At 37.0% G+C, this 966-nt stretch carries 2 protein-coding genes; one reads left to right on the top strand and one right to left on the bottom strand.

Translation table 11 applies throughout. The annotated features are described in order from the left end of the window. Positions 1 to 113 precede the first annotated feature (113 nt). Positions 114 to 362, bottom strand: coding sequence for a hypothetical protein (locus R7E38_RS22815; protein WP_005398517.1), 249 nt, complete (start codon positions 360 to 362; stop codon positions 114 to 116). 158 nt (positions 363 to 520) lie between these two features. On the opposite strand from R7E38_RS22815, the gene R7E38_RS22820 reads away from it, so the two are divergent. Beyond that, the gene (locus tag R7E38_RS22820) at positions 521 to 736 is read left to right on the top strand and encodes a hypothetical protein (RefSeq protein ID WP_031819061.1); all 216 of its coding nucleotides are present in this window, start codon (positions 521 to 523) and stop codon (positions 734 to 736) included. Positions 737 to 966: the final 230 nt, after the last annotated feature.

Raw genomic sequence — 966 nt, forward strand, 5'->3', positions numbered from 1 at the left:
AACGCCTCCCATTGGGAGGCGTTTTTCGTATCTGCCAGATGTAAAAAAGGTCGCCGGTTTGGGCAACCTTTTGCGTTCTATCGTTCAGTTCGCACAACGAGTGTTACGTTAAATTACTCATTACTTTCTTTTAAACCAAAGCAGTCCCACTCTATCAGCAATCGACTAAAATTATTTTTTGAAAGATATTTGGCATCTACACACTTACCATCATCATCGTACAGCACAAGGAAAAAAGAACTCGATTCTAGTGTACGACCTAACGAAAGCCATTGAGCAACAATTGTCTCGTAATGTTCTTGATATGATGCGATTTCAAAGCCTTTGTTATTCGATGTTTTAAAATAAATTTTTAGTTTCACGCTTTATCCCATTTATCTCATACACATCATATTTAAGACTAGGTTTGTGTGAGCAATTGAACGTTCTTAATAGACTTAGGCCAAAAAAAACCACTATATACGCAATTGAGCACTATTATAAAGTTACATGCATATCAACACTTTGTGAGTATTGCGTTATGGCTTTGTGTAAAATAAAAAAATACGACACTTTAGTAGATGCTCATACGATTAAACTTCTCGAAAATTTAACAATGGAAATTGGAAATGAAGAAGTTGCTCTACAAGTCACTATTTTGTCATTTGAAAAACTTTGGCATCAAATGGAAATGCATGGAGAGCCCAAAAACACATTTGAATGGCTTCAAATCGAAGCAAAGAAGCTCATAATTTAAAGCAACATAACGTTGTGGTGGTGATTATTATTCCTATTACGTTAAATAGCCGACTTAGCATCTCAAAACGCCAACCTGACGCTCTCAAAACGCTCCAGGAGCGTTTTTAAGCACTTATCCTTACCTACTTAGCCAGAAATCGGGCTGTAAGTTTGTGACGCTTTCAGAGCGATTTACAGGACAAAAAGTTCGCAGTTCGATTGAAACAAAAAACGCCCTCTAAGGGCGTT

Source organism: Vibrio sp. Vb2131 (assembly GCF_033338535.1).
In the GTDB taxonomy this organism is placed as follows: Bacteria; Pseudomonadota; Gammaproteobacteria; order Enterobacterales; family Vibrionaceae; genus Vibrio; species Vibrio alginolyticus.